The sequence below is a fragment of the Pseudomonas sp. JAI111 genome (assembly GCF_024809425.1).
GTDB lineage: Bacteria > Pseudomonadota > Gammaproteobacteria > Pseudomonadales > Pseudomonadaceae > Aquipseudomonas.
Genome location: NZ_JANUCB010000008.1, coordinates 220,527 through 244,760 on the forward strand (window position 1 = coordinate 220,527; position 24,234 = coordinate 244,760).

At 59.0% G+C, this 24,234-nt stretch carries 23 protein-coding genes; 15 read left to right on the plus strand and 8 right to left on the minus strand.

Annotated features, from left to right (window positions below; all coding sequences use genetic code 11):
* Positions 1-161: 161 nt before the first annotated feature.
* Together HNR03_RS23315 and HNR03_RS23320 are read left to right on the plus strand one after the other, a co-directional pair.
* On the plus strand, positions 162-860 hold the full coding sequence (locus HNR03_RS23315) for a DNA-3-methyladenine glycosylase (RefSeq protein ID WP_222588609.1): 699 nt from the start codon (positions 162-164) through the stop codon (positions 858-860).
* A gap of 89 nt (positions 861-949) precedes the next feature.
* On the plus strand, positions 950-2,266 hold the full coding sequence (locus HNR03_RS23320) for a bifunctional DedA family/phosphatase PAP2 family protein (protein ID WP_259156131.1): 1,317 nt from the start codon (positions 950-952) through the stop codon (positions 2,264-2,266).
* Here HNR03_RS23320 and HNR03_RS23325 read toward each other — a convergent pair whose 3' ends face one another.
* From HNR03_RS23325 to HNR03_RS23335, 3 genes are read right to left on the minus strand one after another with little or no spacing between them, the layout of a single operon-like run.
* Positions 2,267-2,857: an LON peptidase substrate-binding domain-containing protein gene (locus tag HNR03_RS23325; protein WP_054616727.1), complete on the minus strand. Its 591-nt coding sequence runs from the start codon at positions 2,855-2,857 to the stop codon at positions 2,267-2,269.
* Between the two features lie 10 nt (positions 2,858-2,867).
* Positions 2,868-3,584 (minus strand): LrgB family protein, encoded by a 717-nt coding sequence (locus HNR03_RS23330; protein WP_222588611.1) that lies wholly within the window; start codon positions 3,582-3,584, stop codon positions 2,868-2,870.
* Complete coding sequence (locus HNR03_RS23335) at positions 3,581-3,943, minus strand: CidA/LrgA family protein (protein WP_090179429.1); 363 nt, start codon at positions 3,941-3,943, stop codon at positions 3,581-3,583. Before HNR03_RS23335 ends, HNR03_RS23330 begins: the two co-directional genes overlap by 4 nt.
* Positions 3,944-4,139: 196 nt before the next feature.
* Here HNR03_RS23335 and HNR03_RS23340 point away from each other — a divergent pair, with 196 nt between their 5' ends.
* From HNR03_RS23340 to HNR03_RS23350, 3 genes are all read left to right on the plus strand, one after another.
* Positions 4,140-4,595, plus strand: a complete 456-nt coding sequence (locus HNR03_RS23340; RefSeq protein WP_090179426.1) for a MaoC family dehydratase — start codon at positions 4,140-4,142, stop codon at positions 4,593-4,595.
* A 104-nt stretch (positions 4,596-4,699) separates the two neighbouring features.
* Positions 4,700-6,418: a C13 family peptidase gene (locus HNR03_RS23345; protein WP_222588612.1), complete on the plus strand. Its 1,719-nt coding sequence runs from the start codon at positions 4,700-4,702 to the stop codon at positions 6,416-6,418.
* Positions 6,419-6,445: 27 nt separating this feature from the next.
* Complete coding sequence (locus HNR03_RS23350; RefSeq protein ID WP_222588613.1) at positions 6,446-7,087, plus strand: oxidoreductase; 642 nt, start codon at positions 6,446-6,448, stop codon at positions 7,085-7,087.
* A gap of 136 nt (positions 7,088-7,223) precedes the next feature.
* Here HNR03_RS23350 and HNR03_RS23355 read toward each other — a convergent pair whose 3' ends face one another.
* From HNR03_RS23355 to HNR03_RS23370, 4 genes are all read right to left on the minus strand, one after another.
* Complete coding sequence (locus HNR03_RS23355; RefSeq protein ID WP_222588614.1) at positions 7,224-7,508, minus strand: YceK/YidQ family lipoprotein; 285 nt, start codon at positions 7,506-7,508, stop codon at positions 7,224-7,226.
* Positions 7,501-8,133, minus strand: a complete 633-nt coding sequence (gene ubiX, locus HNR03_RS23360; RefSeq protein WP_222588615.1) for a flavin prenyltransferase UbiX — start codon at positions 8,131-8,133, stop codon at positions 7,501-7,503. Before ubiX ends, HNR03_RS23355 begins: the two co-directional genes overlap by 8 nt.
* A complete protein-coding gene (gene mpl / locus HNR03_RS23365) occupies positions 8,130-9,479 on the minus strand; it encodes a UDP-N-acetylmuramate:L-alanyl-gamma-D-glutamyl-meso-diaminopimelate ligase (RefSeq protein WP_259156132.1) in 1,350 nt (449 codons plus the stop codon). Before mpl ends, ubiX begins: the two co-directional genes overlap by 4 nt.
* 264 nt (positions 9,480-9,743) lie before the next feature.
* Positions 9,744-11,657, minus strand: a complete 1,914-nt coding sequence (locus tag HNR03_RS23370) for a sigma-54-dependent Fis family transcriptional regulator (protein ID WP_259156133.1) — start codon at positions 11,655-11,657, stop codon at positions 9,744-9,746.
* Between the two features lie 408 nt (positions 11,658-12,065).
* On the opposite strand from HNR03_RS23370, the gene HNR03_RS23375 reads away from it, so the two are divergent.
* The 9 genes from HNR03_RS23375 (at position 12,066) to HNR03_RS23415 (ending at position 21,524) form a co-directional block, all read left to right on the plus strand.
* On the plus strand, positions 12,066-13,586 hold the full coding sequence (locus HNR03_RS23375; protein ID WP_222588618.1) for an aldehyde dehydrogenase family protein: 1,521 nt from the start codon (positions 12,066-12,068) through the stop codon (positions 13,584-13,586).
* A gap of 267 nt (positions 13,587-13,853) precedes the next feature.
* The gene (eat, locus tag HNR03_RS23380) at positions 13,854-15,224 is read left to right on the plus strand and encodes an ethanolamine permease (protein ID WP_259156136.1); all 1,371 of its coding nucleotides are present in this window, start codon (positions 13,854-13,856) and stop codon (positions 15,222-15,224) included.
* A gap of 175 nt (positions 15,225-15,399) precedes the next feature.
* Positions 15,400-16,794, plus strand: a complete 1,395-nt coding sequence (locus HNR03_RS23385) for an ethanolamine ammonia-lyase subunit EutB (RefSeq protein WP_259156137.1) — start codon at positions 15,400-15,402, stop codon at positions 16,792-16,794.
* Positions 16,795-16,802: 8 nt separating this feature from the next.
* Entirely contained in the window at positions 16,803-17,627 is an 825-nt protein-coding gene (gene eutC, locus HNR03_RS23390) for an ethanolamine ammonia-lyase subunit EutC (protein ID WP_259156138.1), read from the plus strand.
* A gap of 120 nt (positions 17,628-17,747) precedes the next feature.
* Positions 17,748-18,206, plus strand: coding sequence for an N-acetyltransferase (locus HNR03_RS23395; RefSeq protein WP_090179395.1), 459 nt, complete (start codon positions 17,748-17,750; stop codon positions 18,204-18,206).
* A gap of 225 nt (positions 18,207-18,431) precedes the next feature.
* Positions 18,432-19,082, plus strand: coding sequence for a DedA family protein (locus HNR03_RS23400; protein ID WP_259156139.1), 651 nt, complete (start codon positions 18,432-18,434; stop codon positions 19,080-19,082).
* A 12-nt stretch (positions 19,083-19,094) separates the two neighbouring features.
* On the plus strand, positions 19,095-19,907 hold the full coding sequence (locus HNR03_RS23405; protein ID WP_259156140.1) for a zinc-dependent peptidase: 813 nt from the start codon (positions 19,095-19,097) through the stop codon (positions 19,905-19,907).
* A 113-nt stretch (positions 19,908-20,020) separates the two neighbouring features.
* Entirely contained in the window at positions 20,021-20,548 is a 528-nt protein-coding gene (ppa, locus tag HNR03_RS23410; RefSeq protein ID WP_222588625.1) for an inorganic diphosphatase, read from the plus strand.
* A gap of 229 nt (positions 20,549-20,777) precedes the next feature.
* Positions 20,778-21,524 carry a S24 family peptidase gene (locus tag HNR03_RS23415; RefSeq protein ID WP_259156141.1) on the plus strand — a complete coding sequence of 249 codons (747 nt, stop codon included), beginning with the start codon at positions 20,778-20,780 and terminating at the stop codon, positions 21,522-21,524.
* Positions 21,525-22,085: 561 nt separating this feature from the next.
* Here the strand turns inward: HNR03_RS23415 and HNR03_RS23420 are convergent.
* Positions 22,086-22,763, minus strand: a complete 678-nt coding sequence (locus tag HNR03_RS23420) for a hypothetical protein (protein ID WP_259156142.1) — start codon at positions 22,761-22,763, stop codon at positions 22,086-22,088.
* A 324-nt stretch (positions 22,764-23,087) separates the two neighbouring features.
* Between HNR03_RS23420 and HNR03_RS23425 the strand changes: the two genes are divergently transcribed.
* Positions 23,088-23,738 (plus strand): response regulator transcription factor, encoded by a 651-nt coding sequence (locus HNR03_RS23425; protein ID WP_259156143.1) that lies wholly within the window; start codon positions 23,088-23,090, stop codon positions 23,736-23,738.
* The last annotated feature ends 496 nt before the right edge of the window (positions 23,739-24,234 follow it).

Below are 24,234 nucleotides of genomic sequence, written 5' to 3' on the forward strand. Positions count from 1 at the left end.
TTGGTAAAGTAAAGCGGCAGATTATAGCTGTCGCGCCCCCCGACTAACAGCAGTGACGGGCGGATGGTCGAAATGGAGGGCGATTTGCCGACGTTCAGCCGTGATTAAGCTGCAAATTGTTATCATCGCCGCTCAATCAGCCCTGAATAATGCCGTTCATTATGTCAAACCTGACTGTTAACACGTCCGCCGCGCCCCCTCCCACAGGGCTCCCGGACGCCTTTTTCGACAGAGACGCCCAAACGCTGGCCCGGGATTTACTGGGCAAAATCATCCGCCACCGGGTCGGCGACCTGTGGCTCAGTGCTCGCATCATCGAGACCGAAGCCTATTACTGCGAAGAAAAAGGCAGCCACGCGTCCCTTGGCTACACAGAAAAGCGTAAGGCTTTGTTTCTGGATGGCGGCCACATCTATATGTATTACGCCCGTGGTGGCGACTCCCTGAACTTCAGCGCCAAAGGTCCCGGCAACGCGGTATTGATCAAATCCGCCTATCCATGGGTCGACGAATTGAGCGGGCCGGCGAGTCTGGCGCAGATGCTGGTGAACAATCCTGATGCTCAAGGACGGCCTCGTCCCTCGCAAAAGCTGTGCGCTGGACAGACATTGCTTTGCAAGTCGCTGGGCCTGAAGGTGCCGGTCTGGGACGCCAAACGCTTCGATCATGAAGTGCTGCTGGTGGAAAATGTCGGCCCGGCACCGGTTCACATCATCCAGACCACGCGCCTGGGCATCCCCCAGGGACGCGATGAGCATTTGATGTACCGCTTCGTCGATGCGGCTTACGCGCCGTATTGCACGCGCAATCCGTTGCGACGGGGGCAGGTTGAAGGTCGCGATTATTTTTTACTGACTTGATGCTGGAAACGATCCCACAGGGTTTTGCAGTATTTGGAAGCTACGTTTGCCCTTTTGCGGCCAACTGAACATTCGATGGAGTTGTTTTTATGGGCCCATGGCTCGATAGCGTGACCGGTTGGTTGGCGGCTAACCCGCAATGGCTGGCAGCGGCGATATTCATAGTGGCCTTTGTGGAGTGCCTGGCGATTGCCGGGCTGATCGTGCCCGGCACGGTTTTGCTGTTTGCCGTAGCGGTACTGGCTGGTAGTGGTGCGCTGTCATTGAGCGAAACGTTATTGCTGGGGTTCGTCGCCGGGGTGCTGGGCGATGTCGTCTCCTATTTCATCGGTCGACATTTCCACCAGAACATCCGGCGCCTGCCGGGTTTGCGTCATCACCCGGAATGGATCGCCGGCGCCGAGTCGTATTTCCAGCGCTACGGCATTGCCAGTCTGCTGGTCGGGCGCTTTATCGGCCCGCTACGGCCGATGCTGCCGATGGTCGCCGGGATGTTCGACATGCCCTTCCCACGCTTCGCTGCCGTCAGTCTGCTGGCCGCCGCAGGCTGGAGCGTTGCCTACCTGCTGCCCGGTTGGGCCACGGGCGCCGCCATCCGCCTGCCACTGCCGGACGGGTTCTGGCCCGAGGCCGGGGTCGTCGCAGGCAGCATCGCCGTCATGGTGAGCTTGAGCATTACCAGCAGCATGCGTCGCCATCGCAAGGCAACGGTGCTGATTAGCGGCATGAGCTTTCTGATTCTGCTGGGACTGTTCATCGGCTACCCGCACCTGACCGCCCTCGATCAAGGCGTGATGACCCTGGTGCAGGAACACCGCAGCCCGATGCTCGATGAAGTCGCCGTCACCTTCACGCTGATCGGCGAGTTCCGCAACATGCTGGTGTTCAGCGCCCTGCTGACCGGTTTGCTGCTGCTCACCCGGCAATGGCGCCAGGCTATCTTCGCTGGCGGCACCCTGCTCTTCACCGCCCTGGGCAACACATTCACCAAGCAGTTTTTCGCCCGCATCCGCCCGGAAGTGCTGAGCGATCCGTTCACCAGCTACAGCATGCCCAGCGGTCACGCCTCGGGGTCATTCGCCTTGTTCCTGACCCTGGCCGTGCTGGCCGGTCGCGGCCAACCGCCGCGCATGCGCCTGACGTGGTTGCTGCTCGGCTGCTTGCCGGCGCTGGCGATTTCCCTGTCCCGGGTGTATCTGGGCGCGCATTGGCCAACGGATGTGCTGGCCGGCGCAATGCTGGCGGTGTGCGTGTGCGCGGCGAGCCTGTGGCTGAGCCAACGCCAGACGCCGCTCAACCCGATGCCACGCAAGGTCTGGTGGCTGGTATTGCCTCCAATGGTGGCACTGTTCGGGTTCTTCGCACTGCGGTATTTGCCGTCTGCGATGCTGCGGTATGCCTACTGATCAGGCAAACAACTCACCCTGCAACTCATCGAGCAGCGCCTGGATCGCATCCAGTCGCTGCTGCGGGTCATCGAGTTGCAGCAGATCGATCTTGTCCACTTCGGCAAACGGCAGCAGATACGCCAGTTGATTGGCCAGCGACTGTTGTCCGGTCGCTTCAGTGCCCATGTTCAGCGCCTCGACCATCGGGTGTTCGGCCAGAGCCTTGAGCAACGCCACCAGGTCGGCGTCTTCGTCCTGCAATGGTTGCTCAGGCTCATCTTCCAGCCACTCGACGTCAGCGATGGTCAAATGATCGCGCTGCACCTCGGAGCGCAACACGTGAAAACGCCGTCCGCCCTGCACCCGGATACCCAGCAGGCCATTGTCCTGTTGCTTGAAATCGGTGATCAGCGCTTCACACCCCACCAACGCGTAACCCGCCGGCGCAATGCCGACCTCTTCGCCGTCGAGGATGCACACCACACCGAAGCCACTGCCCTGTTTCATGCAGCGACTGATCATGTCCAGGTAGCGCGCCTCGAAGATCTGCAAGTCGAGGATGCAACCAGGAAACAACACCGTGTTCAGCGGAAAAAGCGGCAAGCTCATAGACAATTCCTTACACCACCATCGACACCGCCAACGGCAGAAACACCGCCGTGGCCACGCCCATCAGACTCATCGCCAGCGCCGCGAAGGCGCCGCATTCTTCACTTTCCTGCAAGGCCACTGACGTGCCGACGGCGTGGGCGGTCATGCCCAGTGCCATGCCGCGCGCTTCAGGGCTGTGCACCCCGAGCCGGGTCAACAGGCTCGGCCCGAAGATCGCACCGATCACGCCGGTGATCAACACGAACACCGCCGCCAGCGCCGCGACGCCACCGATTTGCTCGGCCACCAGCATCGCAATGGGCGAGGTCACTGACTTGGGCGCCATGGTCATGAGGATCATGTGTTCAGCCCCAAACCACCAGCCCAGCAACACTCCCATGCCCGTGGCGACCACGCCGCCTATCACCAGCGTAGTAAATATCGGCCAGAACAACTGCCGAATCCGCCGCAGATTAAGGTAAAGCGGCACCGCCAGCGCCACCGTCGCCGGCCCGAGCAGGATACTGAGGATCTCGGTGCTCTTGCGGTATTCAACGAAGGTGATGCCAGACACCGTCAGTACGCCAATCACCAACAGCATGGACACCAGCACCGGCTGCAGAAAGATCCAGCGGGTTTTCTCGAACGCCGCCAGCACCAGCTGATAGGCGCCCAACGTAACGCCAATGCCGAACAACGGGTGATGAATCACCGAGTCCAGCGCGCCGTGCCAGTCGAGGATCATGAGTGATCTCCGCGACGGGCATGACGCTTGACCATGCGCTGCATCAGCACCCCGGCAAATGCCATGGACAGCACCAGCGACAACACCAGCGCGCCAACGATGGCCCAGAAGTCCGCGGCAATGTCCTTGGCGTACACCATGACGCCCACGGCGGGCGGCACCAGCAGCAACGGCAAATAGCGCAGCAGACTGCTGGCCGCCAGGTTCAAAGGCTCACCGACTTGCCCGCGTGAAATCAGGTACACCAGCAACAGCAGCAGGCCGACAATCGGCCCGGGCAATACCGGTAAAAACAAATGATTGAGGGCTGTGCCCAGCAATTGGAACAGCACCAGCCAGGTCAGGCCACGTAACAACATGCCGCATCTCCCCACGCTCTCCCCACAAATCAGGGGCCGGGCATTATAAGCACGTCAACGCTATGGACCGGCATTCGCCAAAAGCATGGTCAGTTGACCGGAGCAAATTGCCATGTTGATCTAAAGTGGTTCGCAGGGAGGTCAAATCCCCCCACCCGAAAAACTATAAATCCGATGAAACCCAAGGAGAGTCTCAATGCCCTATGTTCCCGTTGCAGAGCTCAAAGATTATGTCGGCAAGGAACTTGGACGTTCCGAATGGCTCACCATCGATCAAGAGCGCATCAACCTGTTCGCAGAAGCCACAGGCGATTATCAGTTCATCCACGTCGACCCGGTCAAAGCCGCGCAAACACCCTTTGGCAGCACGATTGCCCATGGATTCCTGTCCCTGTCGCTGATGCCGAAGCTGATGGAAGACATTCTGGTCCTGCCTGAAGGGGTCAAGATGGTCGTCAACTACGGACTGGACAGCGTACGTTTCATCCAGCCGGTGAAGGTCAACTCCAGGGTTCGACTCAAAGTCGACATGAACGAGGTCACCGAGAAAAAACCCGGCCAATGGCTGCTCAAAGCCACCGCCACACTTGAGATCGAAGGTTCGGACAAACCGGCGTATATTGCCGAGCCGCTGTCCCTCTGTTTCGTCTGATACATGCCTGATTGCGAAACAGCTAACGCTGTTTCGCGCCGCGTCTCTATATATACGACACATAGCTGCGGCATACTCGGTCGCCTAATTGCCCGGATCCCGCTATGCGCTCACTCGCCCTCCTTGCTTTGACCCTGTTGCTTACCGCTTGCGGTGATGGCGAATCGCTGTTGCCCCCCGATGCCCGCTTGCCGGACGGTGGGCGCTATCGCGGTGATCTGGTCAATGGCCTGCTGCAAGGCCAGGGCCGGGTCGACTACCCGAACGGCAGCTGGTATGCCGGCGAATTCGACAAGGGCCAATGGCATGGCCAGGGCGAATGGCATGGCAGCAACGGCGAAGTCTATCGCGGGCAATTCAACCAGGGGTTGTTCGACGGCCAAGGCACGCTGACCACCAACGGCAGCAGCTACACCGGCGGGTTCAAGCTCGGGCGCCGCGACGGTGAAGGCACGCTCAAAGAAAACGGCATGACCTACCGCGGTGAATTCAAGGCCGATCAGTATTCAGGGCTCGGTCGTCTCGAACTTGAAGACGGCAGCTCCTATCAGGGCCAATTCACCAACGGCAAACCCAACGGTGAAGGCCAGCGCGGCGATGCCAGCGGCAATCAGTTCACCGGGCACTTCGTCAACGGACAACTGGAAGGCAACGGCACCTTCAACAGCGCTGACGGCGATATCTACGTCGGCGGTTTCAAGAACAATCAACTGAACGGCAAGGGCCGCTACGAAAATGCCGACGGCGATGTCTGGCTGGGTCAGTTCAAGGACGGCTCGCTGAACGGCAAGGGCGAGTTGATCGGCGCCGATGGCAGTCATTACGTCGGCCAGTTCAGCGACTGGCGCTTCAGCGGCGAGGGCCGTTTGAACCTGCCCGACGGCAGCTTCTACGTCGGCCAGTTCGATGCAGACGCCTATTCGGGTCGCGGCACGCTGGTGCTGACGGACGGCACGGTACAAAGCGGTACGTGGGCCAATGGTCAGCGTGTGCGCGATGCCGATGGCAAATTGTTGCCCGACAGCCTGGAACTCGGCTTGCTGGCCCAGGGCCGCTTGCTCGACGATGCACTGACCAAGGTGCCAGCCTCTACGCCAGCGGTTGAGCTCTACACCTTGACCGTGGGCGGTGACGGCAAACAGAGCGTATTCCTGCGCGAATCCGATTACGTCAGCAACATGCTAAACAGCCGCTTTGGTGCCTACGGCCAGATCCGCCTGGTCAACCATCGCGATCACCTTGTAGACCGGCCGATGGCCACCCGGGAAAACCTGCGCCGCGCGGCACTGACCCTCGCCGAACGCAGCGGACCGGAAGATTTGATCTTCATCTACCTGACCAGCCACGGCACCAGCGAACATGAACTGGTACTCGACCAGCCGCGTATGGAGCTGGCCGACTTGCCGGCCGACGAACTGGCCGCGGTGCTCGCGCCCCTGAAGAATCGCGACAAGATCATCGTCATCTCGGCCTGCTACTCCGGCGGTTTCCTCCCTGCTCTCAAGGACGAACGCACGCTGATCATGACCGCCTCGCGGGCCGACCGAGTGTCTTTCGGCTGCTCGGAAGAAGCCAACTTCACCTACTTCGGCGACGCGCTGTTCGCCCAGGCGTTGAACCAGACCGACGACCTCGAGCAAGCCTTCAAGCTGGCCAAGGCCACGGTGGCTGAACGTGAACTGGCTGACAGCTTCGAAGCCTCTGAACCGCAGATCTGGGCACCGAAAACCGTCCTCTCCCACTGGCAGCTCTTGCGCAAGCAGCAGGCACGAAAAGCTTTGCAAAGTGTCTCTATAAGCAGCAGGGATGCAAACAGCAACTAAGCTGAACAGTATCAAGGGGGAAACACTATGTACTTGACGCCTCAGCATGTATTGCTTGCCGGTGCTACCGGGCTGACCGGTGAACATTTGCTTGATCGCTTGCTCAATGAGCCAACGATTTCAAGGGTACTGGCCCCCTCACGCCGGCCATTGGCCGAGCATCCTCATCTGGAAAACCCGGTCGGCGACCCGGCGGTGTTTTTGCCGCAACTCAACGGTCGCGTCGACATTGCCTACTGCTGCCTTGGCACCACGATCAAGCAGGCTGGTTCCGAACAAGCCTTCCGCGCGGTCGACCTGGACATGGTGGTGGCGTTCGCCAAGCGTGCTCGGGAAATGGGCGCACGGCACCTGATCGTGATCAGTGCCTTGGGAGCCGATCGCAGGTCGCCTGTTTTCTACAATCGGGTCAAAGGCGAGATGGAACACGCGTTGATCGCACAGAATTGGCCGCAACTGACCATTTGTCGGCCGTCATTGCTGCTGGGCGATCGCGTGGAACCGCGTATGGCGGAACAAATTGCCGGACCGTTGTCGCGACTGATCCCCGGAAAATATCGCGGCATCGAGGCCTGCCAATTGGCGCGGGCGATGTGGCGATTGGCGTTGGAAGAGCAGGATGGAGTGCGGATTGTCGAGTCGGATGAATTGCGCAAACTCGGCAAATAACTCTTCATCGACTGTACCGACACCTTCGCGGGCAAGCCCGCTCCCCCATTTGACCGTGGTCGCTCGGACAATTCGGTTAATGTGGGAGCGAGCCTGCTCGCGAAGGGCGCGACAGACACCGAATTAATGCCGAACGCTACATCCCGCCAGTTGCCTGGAAGCTGACGCCGATCACCGTCAACACCGACAATGGCAGCAACAGCGTATCGAGCAATGCGCTGGCCGGCAGGTCGACACCGGGATAGCTCGGGGCTTCAGCACCAAAACGGTCCTTCGCGCAGCAACCGCCGTTCATCGCATACAAATCCAGACGCGTCCCCGAGTACACCACGGGCGCCCCGGGTTTGGCCGCATCGAGGGTGCGCGCCGTGGCGCAACCCGTCAGCTGCAACACCAGCACCATGATCAGCAGCTTATTCATCGCTGCTCAAATGGTGTTCCCCCCAGCGCGGAAGCATGTCTTGCGGGATGTTCAGCAGATTGAGAATCCTCGCCACCACAAAGTCGATCAAGTCATCGATGGTCTGCGGCTGATGATAGAAACCTGGCGAGGCCGGCAAAATCGTCACGCCCATGTTCGACAACTTGAGCATGTGCTCCAGATGGATGCTCGAATACGGTGCCTCACGCGGCACCAGAATCAGCTGGCGACGCTCCTTCAGCGTGACGTCGGCCGCCCGCTCGATCAAGTTGTTGCAGGCGCCGGTCGCAATCGCCGACAGCGTCCCGGTCGAGCACGGCACCACCACCATCGCCGCTGGCGCACCGGAGCCCGAGGCTACCGGCGACATCCAGTCTTCCTTGCCGTACACCTTGATCTGCCCGGCGGCGGCGCCGGTGTATTCGGTCAGGAAAGCCTGCATCGTCTGCGGTTTGGCGGGCAGCGTGACGTCGGTTTCGGTGGCCATCACCAGTTGCGCTGCCTTGGAGATCAGGAAATGCACCTCGCGGTCTTCGCGGATCAGACAGTCGAGCAGACGCAAGCCGTACTGGGCGCCCGAAGCGCCCGTCATCGCCAGGGTGATGCGTTCCGGGCCGCTGTTCATTTGAGCGCCTCGGCGAGCTTGCCGTGCAGGCCGCCGAAGCCGCCGTTGCTCATGATGACCACATGGGTGCCCGGTTGAGCCTGGGACTTCACGCGCTCAATGATGCCTTCCAGCGAATCACTGACGATCGATGGCACGGTGCACAACGCAGCGGTCGCGCCCAAGTCCCAGCCGAGGTTGGCCGGGGCGTACCAGATCACCTGATCGGCATCGACCACGCTTTCCGGCAAGCCATCGCGGTGGGCGCCAAGTTTCATGGAATTGGAGCGAGGCTCGATGATCGCAATCAACGGCGCATCACCGATGCGCTTGCGCAGGCCATCAAGGGTTGTGGCGATGGCCGTCGGGTGGTGAGCGAAGTCGTCATAGATGGTGATGCCGCGAACTTCGGCGACTTTTTCCATCCGGCGCTTCACGCTTTTGAAGGCGCTCAATGCAGCTATGCCCATCGACGGCACGACGCCGACGTGGCGGGCAGCAGCCAGCGTGGCCAAGGCATTGGCGACGTTGTGCTGGCCAGTCATGTCCCACTCGACCACGCCTTGGGCGACGCCTTCGAACATCACTTCAAACTTCGAGCCGTCTTCGCTGAGCAGTTTGACCTGCCACTGACCTCCGGCGCCGGTGGTTTGCACCGGTGTCCAGCAGCCCATCTCGATGACACGCTGCAAGGCAGGTTCCGTCGTCGGGTGGATCACCAGGCCTTCGCTCGGAATGGTCCGCACCAAATGGTGGAACTGGCGCTCGATGGCCGGCAGATCGGGGAAGATGTCGGCATGATCGTATTCGAGGTTGTTCAGGATCGCCGTACGTGGGCGGTAGTGAACAAATTTCGAGCGCTTGTCGAAAAACGCGCTGTCGTACTCGTCGGCTTCGATGACGAAGAACGGCGTATCGCCCAAGCGGGCCGACACCGAGAAATTCTGCGGCACGCCGCCAATCAAGAAGCCCGGGCTCATGCCCGCGTGCTCCAGGACCCAGGCGAGCATGCTGCTGGTGGTGGTTTTGCCGTGGGTGCCGGCGACGGCCAGGACCCAGCGACCTTGCAGCACGTGATCCGCCAGCCATTGCGGGCCGGAGACGTAAGGCAGGCCTTTGTTCAACACGTATTCCACGGCCGGGTTGCCGCGGGACATTGCGTTGCCGATCACCACCAGATCCGGTGCCGGATCGAGTTGAGCGGGATCGTAGCCTTGGGTCAACTCAATGCCCTGCGCTTCAAGCTGAGTGCTCATCGGCGGATAGACGTTGGCATCGGAGCCCGTCACGTGATGACCCAGCTCTTTGGCCAGAACCGCCATCGAACCCATGAAAGTGCCGCAGATACCAAGAATATGAATGTGCATTAGTCGACCTCGTAAAACATGGCCGCAGGTTAGCGTAGGGAGGGGGAAATCGCACCTTGTGTTTCGGTCTCACGGACGCCATCGTCGGAATGCCGCCCAGACCAAGCCCACTCCCACAGGGTCCAACGGCGTTCGGATAATTGATCGTTCCCACGCTCCGCGTGGGAATGCAGCAAGGGACGCTCTGCGTCCCAACAGCGGACGCGGAGCGTCCGGGGAGGCATTCCCACGCAGAGCGTGGGAACGATCAGCGCTACAAAGCCTCTACCTGGCAATCCCGTGCTTGCGCAGTTTTCGATAAAGCGTATTGCGGCTGACGCCGAGCTGTTCTGCTGTATTCGTCATATGCCAGCGCGTCTGCTCCAGCGCATTGAGCAAGGCCAATCGCTCGGCATCGTCCAGCGGATGCTCGGACGGTTCTTCAACGACCACAGCCGGCAATGGCCGAACCTGACGAATCATCGCCGGCAGATCTTCCAGCCCGATCCGTCCACCGTCACACAGCGCCGCCAAGGTGCGCAGCACATTGCGTAATTGCCGCACGTTTCCCGGCCATGCGAAGCCCAGCAACGCCTGCCGTGCCGGCTCATCGATCACCACCGTCTCACCGCCCGCCTCTTCAGCCAGCAAAAAGTCGAGCAGTTGCGATTTATCACTGCGATCGCGCAACGCCGGCAACGCCACTTCCAACCCATTGAGCCGGTAATACAGATCCTCACGGAAACTGCCGTCCTGCACGCGCCCCAGCAAATTACGGTGCGTGGCGCTGATGATCCGCACATTGACCGGCTCCGGCTCACCACCGATCGGCACCACCTGGCGATCTTCCAGCACTCTTAATAGCCGGGTCTGCAATGCCAACGGCATGTCGCCGATTTCATCGAGGAACAAGGTCCCGCCGTCGGCCTGCTGCAACTTGCCGCGCATGCCTTCCTTGCGCGCGCCGGTGAAACTGCCGCCGCGATAACCGAACAGTTCGCTCTCGATCAGGCTTTCGGGAATGGCCGCACAATTGAGGGCAACGAAGGCTTTTTCGGCCCGTTGACTGGCCTGGTGCACGGCTTTGGCGAACGCTTCTTTGCCAGAACCGGTTTCGCCGTTGATCAACAGCGGCACGTCCCGTTCGAACACGCGCAGGGACTTGCGGAAATCTTCCTGCAACGCGATATCGCCAATACAAATCCCCGACAGGCGCGCCGGCTCGGCAATCACCGGACGTTGCACCACCGGCACCGGAATGCTGCGTGGCTGCCCACGCAACAGCGCAAACAGACTCCGCCCGTCTCGGGTGCGCAGCGGCCAACTGGCGCTGGCGTTCACGCTCGCGCGGCCGAGCAACTCATCCAGCGAGCAATCGAAAAACGCCTCGACCGGCTGCCCCAATAATCCGCAGCGACCATGCCCCAGCAGGTTCAGGGCACTTTGATTGACGGCACTGATCCGCCCTTCTCCGTCAAACGCCAGCAACCCTTCGCTGAACAGCCCGACGGACTCGGCCTGCAGGTGAAAACGCAACAGCCATTGATTGTCGAAGTAGCGCAGGAAATAGCAGCTCTCGATCATCTTCGCCGACAGATTGACCAGTGCCATGGTGTGAAACTGGCTCTGACGCGAAACCTCGTGACGCGCCGAAGACACGTCGAGCACCGCCAGCAGCTCGCCATGCGGGTCGAACACCGGGCTCGCCGAGCAGGTCAGGCCCGTGTGGCGACCGCGAAAGTGTTCGTCCTGGTGGATGGTCAGCGACTGACGCTCCACCAGGCAGGTGCCGATGCCGTTGGTGCCTTCGCAGGCCTCGCTCCAGTCGGCGCCGAGCCAGAGCCCGGCACGCTCGAAAATCTTGCGTTCGGCGGGCGCTGTGACGCAATTGAGGATCACGCCACGGGCGTCGGTCAGCAGCACCGCGTGGCCGGCGCCGGAAAGTTGCTGATGCAGGCTGGTCATTTCGTTGCCGGCGATGTGCAGCACTTGCTGCAGGCGCTCGCGGCTTTCCAGTACGCGGCCGTGCTCCAGCACCGTCGGCGCTACGGTCAGGGCCGGGTCGAGGTGATAGTCCTCAAGACACCGCAGCCAGGAACGGGCAATCGACGGATCGCTGCCCGGGCCGTGCAGGTGGGATTTGCCCTGAGTGACCGTCAGGACCTGCTGGGCATGGCGACTCAAATGGTTGTCGTGCATTTTCTTATTGTTCTCCCCGAGCGGTTTTCACCGCCCCCGTAGGAGCTGTCGAGTGCAACGAGGCTGCGATCTTTTGATCTTGCTCTTAAAAAACAACATCAAAAGATCGCAGCCTCGTTGCACTCGACAGCTCCTACAAGGGTTATGCGGCTGTAGCGAGCATCCTCCAGCCTAGCCGGCATTGCAATGGTGGCAAGACCGCTCGGTCACAGGTTGTGCCACAAGCGGTACAAAGTGTCACGGCGACTGTACCGAAAGCGTCACAGCGGCGTTCCGCCCGTCCGACAAAAACAGCGCAAGGCCTTGATTTACCTGACCTGCAAGGCAGTGGCCCGACCTTTGCTCTACGCTTATAGCAAGCGCACATGCGCTCTCTCTTATAAGTACAAAAGCCAAGGAGAAATCACTATGCGTTACGCTCACCCCGGTACTGAAGGCGCTATCGTTTCGTTCAAGAGCAAGTACGGTAATTACATCGGCGGCGAGTTCGTCGCGCCTGTCAAAGGTCAGTACTTCACCAATACCTCGCCAGTGAATGGCCAACCGATTGCCGAATTTCCGCGCTCCACGGCCGAAGACATCGACAAAGCCCTGGACGCCGCCCACGCCGCTGCCGATGCCTGGGGCGCCACGTCCGTCCAGGCGCGCTCGCTGGTGCTGCTGAAAATCGCCGACCGCATCGAACAGAACCTGGAACTGCTGGCAATCACCGAATCCTGGGACAACGGCAAAGCCGTGCGTGAAACGCTCAATGCCGACATCCCGCTGGCCGCGGACCATTTCCGCTACTTCGCCGGTTGCATTCGTGCCCAGGAAGGCAGCGCCGCCGAGATCGACGGCAACACCGTGGCTTATCACATCCATGAACCGCTGGGCGTGGTCGGGCAGATCATCCCTTGGAACTTCCCGATCCTGATGGCCGCGTGGAAACTTGCCCCGGCCCTGGCTGCCGGTAACTGCGTCGTGCTCAAGCCTGCCGAGCAAACGCCACTGGGCATTACCGTGCTGATGGAGCTGATCGGCGACCTGCTGCCGCCGGGCGTGCTGAACGTGGTGCAAGGCTTCGGCAAAGAAGCCGGCGAAGCGCTCGCCACCAGCAAACGCATCGCCAAGATCGCCTTCACCGGCTCAACCCCGGTCGGCTCGCACATCATGAAATGCGCAGCTGAAAACATCATTCCGTCCACCGTGGAGCTGGGCGGCAAGTCGCCGAACATCTTCTTCGAAGACATCATGCAGGCCGAACCGACCTTCATCGAAAAAGCCGCCGAAGGCCTGGTGCTGGCGTTCTTCAACCAGGGCGAAGTCTGCACCTGCCCTTCGCGCGCCCTGGTGCAAGAATCGATCTACGACGAGTTCATGAAAGTGGTCATGAACAAAGTCCTGCAAATCAAACGTGGCGACCCGCTGGACACCGACACCATGGTCGGCGCCCAGGCGTCCGAGCAGCAATTCGACAAAATCCTTTCGTACCTGGAAATCGCCAAGGGCGAAGGCGCCGAACTGCTGACTGGCGGCAAGATAGAAAAACTTGAGGGCAACCTGGCGACCGGGTATTACATCCAGCCGACCCTGCTCAAGGGCACCAACAAAATGCGCGTGTTCCAGGAAGAAATCTTTGGCCCGGTGGTGAGCATCACCACGTTCAAGGACGAAGCCGAAGCCCTGGCCATCGCCAACGACACCGAGTTCGGCCTGGGTGCCGGCCTCTGGACCCGCGACATCAACCGCGCCTATCGCATGGGCCGCGCCATCAAGGCCGGTCGTGTGTGGACCAACTGCTACCACCTGTACCCGGCGCATGCCGCGTTCGGTGGCTACAAAAAGTCTGGCGTCGGGCGTGAAACCCACAAAATGATGCTCGATCACTATCAGCAGACCAAAAACCTGCTGGTGAGCTACGACATCAATCCGCTGGGCTTCTTCTAAAAACCGGGGGCGACACAGAAGTTTCTGTGTCGCCCTTCAAATGGCTATCGCGAGCAAGCCCGCTCCCACAGGGATTTGTGGTTATTCCCAACATTTTGGTTCACCCCAAAACCCTGTGGGAGCGGGCTTGCCCGCGATGGCGTCCTTAACGACAACATAAAAACATTGCCCTGCCGCTCTGGCACGGGCCTTGCGTGCCCGCTCCACACCCAAACGTCGTATCCGAAAGTCCAAAAGATCAAACAATAAAAAATACAGCGAGGACTTATGACTTCTTCCACACAGCTCAAACCCACACTCGGCACCCTGCATTTATGGGGTATTGCCGTCGGCCTGGTGATTTCCGGCGAGTATTTCGGCTGGAGTTACGGCTGGGGCACCGCAGGCACCCTGGGCTTTCTCGTCACCGCCCTGATGGTGGCGACGATGTACACCTGCTTCATCTTCAGCTTCACCGAATTGACCACCGCCATTCCCCACGCAGGCGGGCCGTTTGCCTATAGCCGGCGGGCCTTTGGCGAGAAAGGCGGATTGATCGCCGGCATCGCCACCCTGATCGAGTTCGTCTTTGCGCCCCCGGCGATTGCCATGGCTATTGGCGCCTATCTGAACGTGCAATACCCGGACTTGGACCCGAAGATCGCCGCCGTTGGCGCCTATTTTGTGTTCATGACCCTCAATATTCTCGGCGTCAGCATCGCAGCCACATTCGAACTGGTGGTCACCGTACTGGCGGTCGCCGAGCTGCTGGTGTTCATGGGCGTCGTTGCTCCCGGCTTCAGCTTCAGTAACTTCGTGCTCAATGGCTGGTCGGGCTCCAACGAATTCACCATGGCTTCGATCCCCGGCATCTTTGCGGCGATCCCTTTTGCCATCTGGTTTTTCCTCGCCATTGAAGGCGCGGCCATGGCGGCCGAAGAAGCCAAGGACCCGAAACGCACGATTCCCAAGGCCTATGTCAGCGGCATTCTGACCCTGGTGTTCCTGGCCATTGGCGTGATGGTGATGGCCGGCGGCGTTGGCGACTGGCGCCAACTGTCGAACATCAACGATCCACTGCCGCAGGCGATGAAAGCCGTAGTCGGCAACAATTCGAGCTGGATGCACATGCTGGTCTGGATCGGCCTGTTCGGTCTGGTGGCGAGTTTCCACGGGATCATCCTCGGCTACTCGCGGCAGTTCTTTGCCCTGGCCCGGGCCGGTTACCTGCCCCCTTCGCTGGCCAAGCTTTCGCGCTTCCAGACGCCACACCGGGCCATCCTGGCCGGCGGCGTGATTGGTATCGCGGCGATCTATAGCGACGGCCTGGTCAATCTGCAAGGCATGACCCTGACGGCGGCGATGATCACCATGTCGGTGTTCGGCGCCATCGTGATGTACATCATCAGTATGCTGAGCCTGTTCAAACTGCGTAAAACCGAGCCGAACCTGGAACGCACCTTCCGCGCGCCGGGCTATCCGATTGTGCCGGGGATTGCGCTGTTTCTGGCGGTGGTGTGCCTGGTGGCGATGGCCTGGTTCAACACGCTGATCGGCTGTGTGTTCCTCGGCTTCATGGCGGCCGGATACTTGTATTTCCAATTGACCGCCAAGCAGCGTTTCGATGCCCCGGCAGATGCGATGCTCGAAAGCGTCTGAGTTGCACCGGCGCCGGGCCAATCTGCCGGCGCCTGCCATATAGAAGTGCACACCAACCCTGTAGGAGCTGTCGAGTGCAACGAGGCTGCGATCTTGAAAGGCAAGATCAAAGGATCGCAGCCTCGTTGCACTCGACAGCTCCTACAGTGATTCATGATTTGGAGGACACCGTTCCATGGCCACATTTGCCCATTCCGTCGGCGCCCAGACCTATCGCTTCGCCAGCCTCAAAGACGTCATGGCCAAGGCCAGTCCCGCGCGTTCCGGGGACTTTCTGGCCGGCGTCGCGGCCCTCAACGATGGCGAGCGAGTGGCCGCGCAGATGGCCTTGGCCGACATCCCGCTGACGCACTTCCTGGAGGAAATGCTGGTTCCTTACGAGGCCGATGAAGTCACCCGGCTGATCATCGACACCCACGACACTCAGGCTTTTTCAGCCGTCAGCCACCTCACTGTTGGCGGTTTTCGCGACTGGCTGTTGAGCGACGCCGCTGACGAACAGAGCCTGCGCGCGCTCGCCCCCGGCCTGACCCCGGAAATGGCCGCCGCGGTGTCAAAGATCATGCGCGTGCAGGATCTGGTGCTGGTGGCGCAGAAAATCCGTGTCGTCACAAAATTTCGCGGCACGATGGGCCTGCGTGGACGTTTATCCACTCGCCTGCAACCCAATCACCCCACCGACGAACCGGCCGGCATCGCGGCGAGCATTCTCGACGGCCTGCTGTACGGCAACGGCGACGCGATGATCGGCATCAACCCGGCCACCGACAGCATCGCCTCGATCTGCGCCATGCTGGAAATGCTCGACGCGATCATCCAGCGCTACGAAATTCCGACCCAGGCCTGCGTGCTGACCCACGTCACGACCTCCATCGAGGCGATCAATCGCGGCGTTCCGCTGGACCTGGTGTTCCAATCGATCGCCGGCACTGAAGCGGCCAATGCCAGTTTCGGCATCAACCTGAATGTCCTGCAGGAAGGTTACGACGCCGGCCTGAGCCTGAATCGCGGAACGCTGGGCCGCAACCTGATGTATTTCGAGACCGGCCAGGGCAGCGCCCTGTCAGCCAACGCCCACCACGGCATGGATCAACAGACCTGCGAAACCCGCGCCTACGCCGTGGCACGCCATTTCAAGCCGTTCCTGGTCAATACAGTTGTAGGATTCATCGGTCCGGAATACCTCTACAACGGCAAACAGATCATTCGCGCCGGCCTCGAAGACCACTTCTGCGGCAAGCTGCTGGGCGTACCGATGGGCTGCGACATTTGCTACACCAACCACGCCGAAGCCGACCAGGACGACATGGACACCCTGCTGACCCTGTTGAGCGTGGCCGGGATCAACTTCATCATGGGCATCCCCGGCTCCGACGACATCATGCTCAACTACCAGACCACCTCGTTCCACGACGCCTTGTATGCCCGCCAGACACTGGGGCTGAAACCGGCGCCGGAGTTCGAACAGTGGCTGGCGAAAATGGGCATCCTCACCCAGGCGGATGGCAAGATTCACTTCGGTGACAGGCTACCGCCGGCTTTCCGCCAAGCGATGGCGCAACTGGGATGAGTGTTGAAATGGATAAACCGCCTGTAGATGCAGAAAATCCACTGCTGGAATTGCGTCGCCTGACGCCGGCACGCATTGCCCTGGGCCGCACCGGCACCAGCATGCCAACCAGCGCGCAACTGGATTTCCAGTACGCCCACGCCCAGGCTCGGGATGCGGTGCATTTGCCGTTCGATCATGCCGGGCTCAGCGCGCAATTGGCTGAATGCGGGCGCGACAGTCTGTTGCTGCATAGCGCCGCTGCCAACCGGGACAGTTACTTGCAGCGCCCCGATCTGGGGCGAAAGTTGAGTGATGAGTCGGCGCAGACCTTGCGCGATTACGCCTTGGCTCATCCTGGCGGCGTGGATCTGGCGATTGTCGTGGCCGATGGACTGTCGGCGCTGGCCGTTCATCGTCATACGCTGCCGTTTCTGGCGCGAATGGAAGAACAGATCAAGGCGGAAGGCTGGTCGGTGTCGCCGGTCATGCTGGTCGCCCAGGGCCGGGTCGCCGTGGCCGACGAGATTGGCGAGCTGTTGGGCGCAAAAATGGTGGTCATCCTGATTGGCGAGCGCCCGGGCCTCAGTTCGCCAGACAGCCTGGGGTTATATTTCACCTACGGTCCCAAGGTCGGGCTGACGGACGCCTACCGCAATTGCATCTCCAATGTTCGACTTGAGGGCCTGAGTTACGGCATGGCGGCACACCGCTTGCTGTACTTGATGCGTGAGGCTTGCCGGCGCCAACTGTCGGGCGTCAACTTGAAGGACGAAGCGCAGATTCACACCCTGGAGTCGGACGCAGGTGCGGACATGAAAGGTAATTTCCTGCTCAGTCCACCTGATGCCTGAACCGTTTCCGCATTGCGTTTGTGCTTTGATTTCAGGCAGGATCGATGCACGGCTGCCCGAGTGAAGAACCGTTCGCCGTCAGAGCACGTGATGACAGCCACTTGAAGACGAGACCTATCGATGCGGATTATTCAAGCGACCCTCGAACACCTGGACCTGCTGACCCCGTTGTTCGTCAAATATCGCGAATTTTATGGCGCCCTGGCGTATCCGGACTCGTCCCGGGCGTTCCTTGAGAAACGTCTGCGACGCAAGGAATCGGTGATCTACCTGGCACTGGCCGATTCCGACGACAAACTGATGGGTTTCTGTCAGTTGTATCCGAGCTTTTCGTCCCTTTCGCTTAAACGCGTGTGGATCCTCAACGACATCTACGTCGCCGAAGACGCCCGCCGCCAGCTGGTGGCCGACAACCTCATCCGCACCGCGAAGAAAATGGCCAAGGAAACCAATGCCGTGCGCATGCGTGTTTCCACCAGCAGCAACAATGAAGTGGCGCAGAAAACCTACGAGTCCATCGGATTCAAGGAAGACACCGAATTCAAGAACTACGTGTTGCCGATCAGCGACGAACTTTAAGGTTGCTCCTGTGTGGCGACGGGCCTGCCCCCGCTCGCCACAGGGTTGGTGTGCAGCCTGTCGGACCTCTGACATTCCCCGCTACAAACTCGACAGGTTTTTCACGAATCAAATCGTATAATGCCGCACTTTCCGGCTTGTACGAAAAACTACATTCGTCTGTAGGCTTTCGCGAAGTCATCCGCACAGGCCTGCAGAGTCGGGCCATCACGACAGGTGCCCTCCATGGATTTCAACCCGATCGACCTTATTCTGCATCTCGATGTTTACCTCGACTTGCTGGTAAAAAACTACGGGTTATGGATCTACGCCATCCTGTTTCTGGTGATTTTCTGCGAAACCGGTCTGGTGGTGATGCCGTTCCTGCCGGGTGATTCCCTGTTGTTCATCGCGGGCGCCGTAGCGGCCGGCGGTGGCATGGACCCGGTATTGCTGGGCGGCCTGTTGATGCTGGCGGCGATCCTCGGCGACAGTACCAACTACATCATTGGCCGAACGGCCGGCGAGAAGCTGTTCAGCAATCCAGACTCGAAAATCTTCCGCCGCGACTACCTGCAACAGACCCACGACTTCTATGACAAGCACGGTGGCAAGACCGTCACCCTGGCGCGCTTCCTGCCGATCATCCGAACGTTTGCACCGTTCGTCGCCGGTGTCGGCAAAATGCCTTACCTGCGTTTCTTTTCCTTCAGCGTCCTCGGCACCGTTTTTTGGGTGGGCGGCCTGGTGACCCTCGGTTACTTCTTCGGCAACGTCCCGTTCATCAAGAAAAACCTCTCGCTGCTGGTCGTGGGCATCATTCTGCTGTCGCTGCTGCCGATGATCATCGGTTTCATCCGCAGCCGTTACGGCAATGCCGCGTCCAAAGTCCAATAGCGCTGATCCACGATGTGGTCGCTTAGTGCCTGGCGTCGCCAGCGCACCCTGGCCAAACACCCGATTGCCGACGACCTGTGGCAACGGGTGCGTCACCACCTGAGTTTTCTCGATGGCATCAGCGCCGCTGAAGACCAGTGGCTGCGTGAAGCCTGCGTCTTGTTCCTGCAGGACAAGCACCTCACCGCCTTGCAGGGCGTCGAACTCCACCAGGAACAGCGCCTGCTGCTTGCCGCTCAGGCGCAATTGCCGCTGCTGCACCTGGGCGATCTGAACTGGTATCAGGGCTTCCACGAAATCGTCCTCTACCCCGACGACTTCCTCAGCCCCCAGCGTCATCGTGACGCCAGCGGCGTCGAACACGAGTGGGACGGCGAACACAGCGGCGAAGCCTGGCAGCAAGGCCCGATCATCCTCGCCTGGCCCGGTGTAATGGCCAGCGGCGGCTGGGAAGGCTACAACCTGGTGATCCACGAACTCGCGCACAAGCTCGACATGCTCAACGGCGACGCCAACGGCCTGCCGCCATTGCACCCTGACATGCGCGTCAGCGACTGGGCCAAGGTCATGCAGCAAGCCTACGACGACCTCAATCGGCAACTCGACCGCAATCCGGACGTCGAAACAGCCATCGACCCCTACGCGGCGGAAAACCCCGCCGAGTTCTTTGCGGTTACCAGCGAGTACTTCTTCAGCGCTCCGGATCTGCTGGTCGAGGCTTATCCCAAGGTCTATGAGCAGTTGAAGCTGTTTTACCGCCAGGACCCATTGGCCCGGCTGCGGCAACTTCTGGCCGAAGACCCGGTCTATCAGGCACGCGACTAAGGTCTACACGACCTCTGATCCATAGCAACGGTGGCGGAATATGCCTATAATCGCCGCCACTTTTTGGTCAATCCGGCCAAGTGTTTTTGGTCAACTAACGGGGGCACCGCCCAATGAGCTACAGCAAGATTCCGGCTGGCAAAGACCTGCCGAACGACATCTACGTCGCGATCGAGATTCCGGCCAACCACGCGCCGATCAAGTACGAAATCGACAAAGACAGCGATTGCCTGTTCGTTGACCGTTTCATGGCCACCCCGATGTTCTACCCGGCCAACTACGGTTACATCCCGAACACCCTGGCTGACGACGGTGATCCCCTCGACGTGCTGGTCGTGACCCCTTACCCGGTTGCTCCAGGTGCGGTGATCCGCGCTCGTCCAGTCGGCATCCTGAACATGACCGACGACGGCGGCGGCGATGCCAAAGTCATCGCAGTCCCACACGACAAGCTGTCCCAGCTGTACGTCGACGTGAAGGAATACACCGACCTGCCACCACTGCTGATCCAGCAGATCGAGCACTTCTTCGCGAACTACAAAGATCTCGAAAAAGGCAAATGGGTCAAGATCGAAGGCTGGGCCGGTGCAGATGCCGCTCGCGAAGCGATCACCAAGTCGGCTGCAGCTTATAAAGGCTGAGACGCCATTGGCCTTGCGCCACTGACGACTTGAAAAAAACCCCGGTTGATCCGGGGTTTTTTGTGGGCGCTCATAACGCGTATTAAACAGCGTGTTTATCTTTCGGCTGTTGCGGTTTTTTTCTGTTTAATTTGTTCCAAATACGTCTTACATCCGGTCGTAAATTTCCCGCCAAATTTGAACGGTTCGTTTATTCAAAGCCCCGCCCTGCGCCCGTAGACTCGTGTTTATGAAAAAGAACACTAGCGGCCCACGGTTCAAGGCGCTCCTCGAAAAAGCGAAGATCACGACGACAGGATTTGCTGCTTTTTTCGACACGGAAGCTCAAAACATCCACAACTGGTACACCCGCGGTGTGCCCGCCTACCGCATGGAAGAGGTCTCCAGATTACTCTCGGTCAACAGCGACTGGCTCAAGACAGGCGAAGGTCCACAGGACTCCAAACACCTGCACCTGCTCGACGAGTCGGGCAACACCTTCGACGCCCAGGCGATTCGTGGCATCTACACGGTCATCGAGCCCAGTGACGTCGAACTGCCCGTCTACATGGAAAGACCCATAAACCCGGGGTCCAGCAAAACCCACGTCGTCGAAGACCCTGGCCAGTCAATACGTCTGCCCAAAAGCCACCTCGACTCCCTGGAAATCAACCATGCGGATGTGTTCTGCGTGCAGATGGTCGGTAATGGCATGGGGGCAAGGATTGAGGATGGCTCCACACTCGCCGTCGACCGAGGGCTGACCAAGGTGATTGATGGAGAGATTTACGCGATTGAGCACGACGGAATGCTGCGAATCAAATACCTGCACCGGATGCCAGGCAATGCGTTGCGGTTGCGCAGCTACAACAAGGCCGAGCATCCCGACGAGATCTTCAATGCCGAACAGATTGATAAGCAGAACATCCGGGTATTGGGCTGGGTGTTCTGGTGGTCGACGTTGAACAAGCGGCGGCCGGTGGTGCCGTTTCTGTGACCCCTGCCCACGCCCACCGGCATCACACGATCCTGGTGGGAGCGGGCTTGCCCGCGAAGGCGATGCAACATTCACCCAAAAAATCCGGAAAGGTAGCCTGCCCCCAAGCCCCGACAGCTCTAATACGCACACCACACTGGGAATTCCCCAAAAAAATCAGTATGCTGCGCCCCACATTTGCGCATCGACCCGCCCCGCGGCCCGATCGCACCGACAAGGCAGATGATTTTCTCGCCAAGTCCCACAGCCGGACGCAAGATCCGGGTGTACGTTTTGAAGGCTGGCGCGGTTTACCAAAAATGAACCAAGCCAGTCCCCGAGAAGCCGGCCACAAGCCGGCTTTTTAATGCCTGAAAGCCAAGCAGAACTCCACAGTTTCAACGGAAAAGAACGAAGCGGTGGAGTCATTTTTCAAGCGAATGCTAATTTCCGCACCTGATTGAGCGACCGTCCAGCCACCAAACTACGCTCCAGGCACAGCGTGTGGTTACACATTGCGCCATGCGCCCCGTGCGTTAAATCCTCGCCAGCTAAAGGTTAAGAGGTCGGGAAGAGATAAACTCACAAATCTGCAACGCGCTCGGCCGTAATTTTTGTCCCGGGCCCTGAGTAGAGTCTTCCCATAAGCTCACCGACAATCTGTTCGGCGCGTTTGACGCTGATGTAGATCCTCGACGCCACATTTGTAGCCTCCACGCCAATCTCTTTGCACTGCAAGAGAATGTCGGCGCTGAGCATGATCGCTCCCAGGTGGGTGCGCATGTCGTGGCCAAGCACGCCAAAGCGAGATCGGGTTTCTTCGACGGCGCCCGAATAGCTTGCGACGGATTCGGCGATTGCTTGATCCACCGTCTCGTTGAAGCGCATCGTATCCTCGACATCGAAATCCGCCCCCGACTTGACACGTTGCAACCACACTATCAATACGCTCATGCGCAAGAGCCGATATTCGGAAATCGTCTGATTAATGGTGAAGCCTGCCATCAACCCCATCACGGGATGACTGTGAATAGCTGTTTCATGGTGCTGCGCAGCCATAGCGCTGTGCTGTTTGAAAGACCGCTCATGTGCAATTTGAGCCACCATTAAATCGCTGACAACCGCTTTAAGCATTTCTGTGGCATGGCCGCGCAATGCAACTGAGTTTGAATCACGGCTTGGCGCAAGAGTGACTGAGAACTTTTCCCAATTACTAATAATAGGATCGATATTTTCAAGAATAAAATCACCTAGACGCATATTGCTTCCTCGCCAGTCACGCTGCGCTCAACGCCGATTGAGAAAGTAATTAGAGAATGCGATCAGGGTCGCGCACAGTCATGGCTCACTATTGGAGTTTAATGAATGGCGGAAAGTTGCATTATTGTTGGATGATCAACGAAAGTACCTGCGATGCGTTCAATGATCACATGTATGGCCCCGCGATAGACGGCACTACAACTAGATTAAAGTCTTGTTTGAAGCGACGCTTGACTTGGTATAATCGCCAGGCATTAGATAATTCCCACCTCAAAAACCCGCGGACACAGGTCCGAACTGAGCTGTGCGCGTCTGGATTGTATGATGATCAAAAACACGGTTGGCGGCGCCACTACAAGCGAAACGGTCCATGTGGTCGATGATGACTCCAATACCCGCGCTGCGCTCTTTCAGTTGCTGACAATTGCCGGCTATCGGGTAAAGCTCCATGCCAGCGCTGCCGAGTTTTTAAAAGCCTACGACGGCCTTCCTTCGTGCCTGATTCTTGATCTGGCAATGCCTAAAATGCGCGGCGAGGTGCTACTGGACAATATCGTACAGCTCAAACTGAATGTGGTCGTATTGATCATGACCGGACATGCCACCATTGAAGCTGCAATCCGGGTTACCCGTGCCGGCGCGCTGGGGTTATTGCAAAAACCTTTCAATAGCGTCGAGCTATTGAAAACAGTTGAAGACATTTTCCACAAGGCTAGACCGGTGTTTGCTCGCCGTGCCTTGGCTGATGACTACCGACAGCACCTGAGCAGCCTGACGGCCCGAGAGCGGGAGGTGTTTGACCTGATGGTGGCAGGTATGACCAGCCAGGAAATAGCAGCGCTCCTGGGTAACAGCAAAAAAACCATCGATATCCATCGAGCCCGGGTCATGCAAAAAATGGGGGCCCGCGCTATCTCGGAGTTGATCATGGGCTGGACACTGCTTTTTCGTGATCATTCGCCCGAGCACTATTAAGCGTTACAACCACTCCCGCATAGGTACCTATACCTACAGCGAACTTCTTCTACTTGCACAAAAAAAACGAGAGCATACATTGTGCTTCGAAGTACGCAATCGCACCGGCATTGCTAGGGATAGACGCGATTGAATCGCAAATAAACCAATGGCTATCTAGTCTGCAACCCTGAGAGCAGCAACCGTGGCCTGTGCTTGAGTATCTATAAGAAGAAACAGAACGCACCTATATTTAACTATCGTCCGACTACAGAACTTTTCCTGTGATGAATGCAGTGCGTTGCCGAAAATTATGCGACGGGCGTAAGTGCGCTCGTTACCTAATGACGGGATATAAATAATTGCCAGCGCAGTCACATAATTATTAAAGTTTCTAACCATAGCGTCGATAGTTATGGTGAGTTGGGAAAGTTCAATGCTGCCTGCGATCCGCAACCCTATCTGATGTATCAAGTCTTCCACTTTTGCATATAGCAATTAACGATCGCCTGTGCTC

What these genes read in the sequence shown, in the direction of transcription:
- HNR03_RS23415 (WP_259156141.1), top strand. Translation starts at nt 20,778, where the DNA reads ATGAAAAAGAACACTAGCGGCCCACGGTTCAAGGCGCTCCTCGAAAAA.
- eat (WP_259156136.1), top strand. Translation starts at nt 13,854, where the DNA reads ATGACTTCTTCCACACAGCTCAAACCCACACTCGGCACCCTGCATTTA.
- eutC (WP_259156138.1), top strand. Translation starts at nt 16,803, where the DNA reads ATGGATAAACCGCCTGTAGATGCAGAAAATCCACTGCTGGAATTGCGT.
- HNR03_RS23395 (WP_090179395.1), top strand. Translation starts at nt 17,748, where the DNA reads ATGCGGATTATTCAAGCGACCCTCGAACACCTGGACCTGCTGACCCCG.
- HNR03_RS23335 (WP_090179429.1), bottom strand. Translation starts at nt 3,943, where the DNA reads ATGTTGTTACGTGGCCTGACCTGGCTGGTGCTGTTCCAATTGCTGGGC.
- HNR03_RS23320 (WP_259156131.1), top strand. Translation starts at nt 950, where the DNA reads ATGGGCCCATGGCTCGATAGCGTGACCGGTTGGTTGGCGGCTAACCCG.
- HNR03_RS23370 (WP_259156133.1), bottom strand. Translation starts at nt 11,657, where the DNA reads ATGCACGACAACCATTTGAGTCGCCATGCCCAGCAGGTCCTGACGGTC.
- HNR03_RS23405 (WP_259156140.1), top strand. Translation starts at nt 19,095, where the DNA reads ATGTGGTCGCTTAGTGCCTGGCGTCGCCAGCGCACCCTGGCCAAACAC.
- HNR03_RS23375 (WP_222588618.1), top strand. Translation starts at nt 12,066, where the DNA reads ATGCGTTACGCTCACCCCGGTACTGAAGGCGCTATCGTTTCGTTCAAG.
- HNR03_RS23350 (WP_222588613.1), top strand. Translation starts at nt 6,446, where the DNA reads ATGTACTTGACGCCTCAGCATGTATTGCTTGCCGGTGCTACCGGGCTG.
- HNR03_RS23425 (WP_259156143.1), top strand. Translation starts at nt 23,088, where the DNA reads ATGATCAAAAACACGGTTGGCGGCGCCACTACAAGCGAAACGGTCCAT.
- HNR03_RS23325 (WP_054616727.1), bottom strand. Translation starts at nt 2,857, where the DNA reads ATGAGCTTGCCGCTTTTTCCGCTGAACACGGTGTTGTTTCCTGGTTGC.
- HNR03_RS23400 (WP_259156139.1), top strand. Translation starts at nt 18,432, where the DNA reads ATGGATTTCAACCCGATCGACCTTATTCTGCATCTCGATGTTTACCTC.
- HNR03_RS23315 (WP_222588609.1), top strand. Translation starts at nt 162, where the DNA reads ATGTCAAACCTGACTGTTAACACGTCCGCCGCGCCCCCTCCCACAGGG.
- ubiX (WP_222588615.1), bottom strand. Translation starts at nt 8,133, where the DNA reads ATGAACAGCGGCCCGGAACGCATCACCCTGGCGATGACGGGCGCTTCG.
- mpl (WP_259156132.1), bottom strand. Translation starts at nt 9,479, where the DNA reads ATGCACATTCATATTCTTGGTATCTGCGGCACTTTCATGGGTTCGATG.
- HNR03_RS23355 (WP_222588614.1), bottom strand. Translation starts at nt 7,508, where the DNA reads ATGAATAAGCTGCTGATCATGGTGCTGGTGTTGCAGCTGACGGGTTGC.
- HNR03_RS23345 (WP_222588612.1), top strand. Translation starts at nt 4,700, where the DNA reads ATGCGCTCACTCGCCCTCCTTGCTTTGACCCTGTTGCTTACCGCTTGC.
- HNR03_RS23385 (WP_259156137.1), top strand. Translation starts at nt 15,400, where the DNA reads ATGGCCACATTTGCCCATTCCGTCGGCGCCCAGACCTATCGCTTCGCC.
- HNR03_RS23340 (WP_090179426.1), top strand. Translation starts at nt 4,140, where the DNA reads ATGCCCTATGTTCCCGTTGCAGAGCTCAAAGATTATGTCGGCAAGGAA.
- HNR03_RS23330 (WP_222588611.1), bottom strand. Translation starts at nt 3,584, where the DNA reads ATGATCCTCGACTGGCACGGCGCGCTGGACTCGGTGATTCATCACCCG.
- HNR03_RS23420 (WP_259156142.1), bottom strand. Translation starts at nt 22,763, where the DNA reads ATGCGTCTAGGTGATTTTATTCTTGAAAATATCGATCCTATTATTAGT.
- ppa (WP_222588625.1), top strand. Translation starts at nt 20,021, where the DNA reads ATGAGCTACAGCAAGATTCCGGCTGGCAAAGACCTGCCGAACGACATC.